This window comes from Streptomyces sp. NPDC057682 (assembly GCF_042799575.1).
GTDB lineage: Bacteria > Actinomycetota > Actinomycetes > Streptomycetales > Streptomycetaceae > Streptomyces.
The window spans coordinates 1-2,093 of sequence record NZ_JBHVIN010000041.1 but is presented as its reverse complement, the minus strand read 5'-3'; the positions used below and the strand labels follow the sequence as shown (position 1 = coordinate 2,093).

Sequence of the window (2,093 nt, the reverse complement as noted above, 5' to 3'; positions counted from 1 at the left end):
CCCGGTGAACGTCTCCACCCACAACGGCTCAGCCCGCAACACCCCACCCATACAAGAGGAATGCCCTAACCCAGACGTTCTGCAACAACCTTTAGAACCAGTTGCGCTGCCCGCCGACCTGCGCCAGCCACTGGTTCAGATACGCCGCCCAGTCGGTCCCCTGGAAGTCGTGCAGTCCGACCTTGAACGAGCGGTACGAGTCGCTGCCCTCGCTGAACAGCCCCGGCTTCTTGTCCATCTCCAGGATCACGTCCATCTCGCGGTCGTCCGCGACGAAGGAAAGCTCGACCTGGTTCAGCCCGCGGTACTGCGACGGCGGGTGGAACTCGATCTCCTGGTAGAAGGGCAGCCGCTGCCGCGTCCCGCGGATGTGCCCGCGCTCCATGTCGGCGCTGCGGAAGCGGAAGCCGAGCTGCCCGAAGGCGTCCAGGATGGCCTGCTGGGCCGGGAGCGGGTGCACGTTGATGGGGTCGAGGTCGCCCGAGTCGAGCGCCCGCGCGATCTCCAGCTCCGTGGTGACCCCGATGTTCATGCCGTGCAGATGCTGCCCGGCGAACATCGTGATCGGGGTCTCCCAGGGGATCTCCAGCCCGAACGGCACCACGTGCACCGCACCGGCCCGCACCTCGAAGGCGCCGCCCAGCCTGAGCTTCGTGAACTCGATGTCCTGCTTGTACTCCTGGTCCTGCCCCTCGACCTCGACGCGGGCCTGAAGCCCGACCGAGAGTCCCTCGATCTGCTGGTCCACGGAACCGCCCTGGATCCGCACCTCGCCCTGGACGATCCCGCCGGGCACGACGTTGACCTCGGTCAGCTCCGTCTCCACCGAGGCACCGCCGGCACCCATGCTCGCGAGCAGCCGCTTGAAGCCCATGTTTCTCCTCCTAGGTCCTGACCCCTACATACGCGCGAGGACCGTACCCGGTTCCCGGTAACGTCGACGGGCATGAACGTCGATCTCCTCTCCCGTCCCGCCGAAGAGGTCGCCCCCGAACTCCTCGGCGCGGTGCTCACCTGCACCACCCCCGAGGGGACGGTGAGCATCGCCATCACGGAGACGGAGGCGTACTCGGGCGCGGCCGACCCGGCCTCGCACGCCTACCGGGGCCGCACTTCACGCAACGCCGTCATGTTCGGCCCGGCCGGGCATCTGTACGTCTACCGCTCCCACGGCCTCCACTGGTGCGCCAACGTCGTCACCGGCGTGGACGGCATCGCGTCCGCCGTCCTCGTCCGGGCCGGCCGGATCGTCACGGGGGAGGAGCTGGCGCGGGAGCGCAGGGGTGCGGGGATCGACGCCCCGCGTCTCGCCCGGGGGCCGGGGAACTTCTGCCGGGCGCTCGGCATCACCTCGGAACACATCGGCGCCGATCTCCTGGCCGGCCCCGAAGTGACGCTGACCGACGGTGACCCCGTCCCCGCCGCACGCATCCGGGTGGGCCCTCGCGTGGGGGTGAGCAAGGCCCACGACTGGCAGCACCGGTTCTTCGTGGCCGGTGATCCCACCGTCTCGGCCTACCGGCTCAGTCCGCGCGCCAAGCCGTCCACCCCGGCCTGAGCCGTCGGCCCGGCCCCCGTCGGAGCAACTTGACTCTCTCTTGGTGGACCCCTAAAGTAGACCGAGTCGCTTGACACGGGTTCGTCCTTGGTTCGGTCCATCGGATCGCACACCGGACTCCCGAGGCGGCCAACCACTACCTACGATTCACCCTCATCGGGTGCGTATTTTGGCGTGCCGAAATACAGCCCCGGGACTCGATTATGAGTAACCGAGGAAATCCGCTAACGTAGTGGACACGCCGAAAGGGAAAACGCGAAAGCGAATTCCTGAAAGGCAAAAGCTGGACCCGCTTCGACCGGGAATCGGACACGAAAGAGTCTGATAGAGTCGGAAACGCAAGACCGAAGGGAAGCGCCCGGAGGAAAGCCCGAGAGGGTAAGTACAAAGGAAGCGTCCGTTCCTTGAGAACTCAACAGCGTGCCAAAAGTCAACGCCATATATGTTGATACCCCGACCTGCCGAAGGCAGGTTCGAGGTTCCTTTGAAAGTCCCACGAGGCTCCTTGAGTCTGGTGGGCAATGCACAGCGAGGA

At 66.2% G+C, this 2,093-nt stretch carries 2 protein-coding genes; one reads left to right on the top strand and one right to left on the bottom strand.

The genetic code is table 11. From position 1 onward, the window contains the following. Positions 1 to 91: 91 nt before the first annotated feature. Positions 92 to 874, bottom strand: coding sequence for a sporulation protein (locus tag ACFVDM_RS38310; RefSeq protein ID WP_383651475.1), 783 nt, complete (start codon positions 872 to 874; stop codon positions 92 to 94). A gap of 72 nt (positions 875 to 946) precedes the next feature. Between ACFVDM_RS38310 and ACFVDM_RS38305 the strand changes: the two genes are divergently transcribed. Continuing rightward, on the top strand, positions 947 to 1,558 hold the full coding sequence (locus ACFVDM_RS38305; RefSeq protein WP_383651471.1) for a DNA-3-methyladenine glycosylase: 612 nt from the start codon (positions 947 to 949) through the stop codon (positions 1,556 to 1,558). Positions 1,559 to 2,093 lie beyond the last annotated feature (535 nt).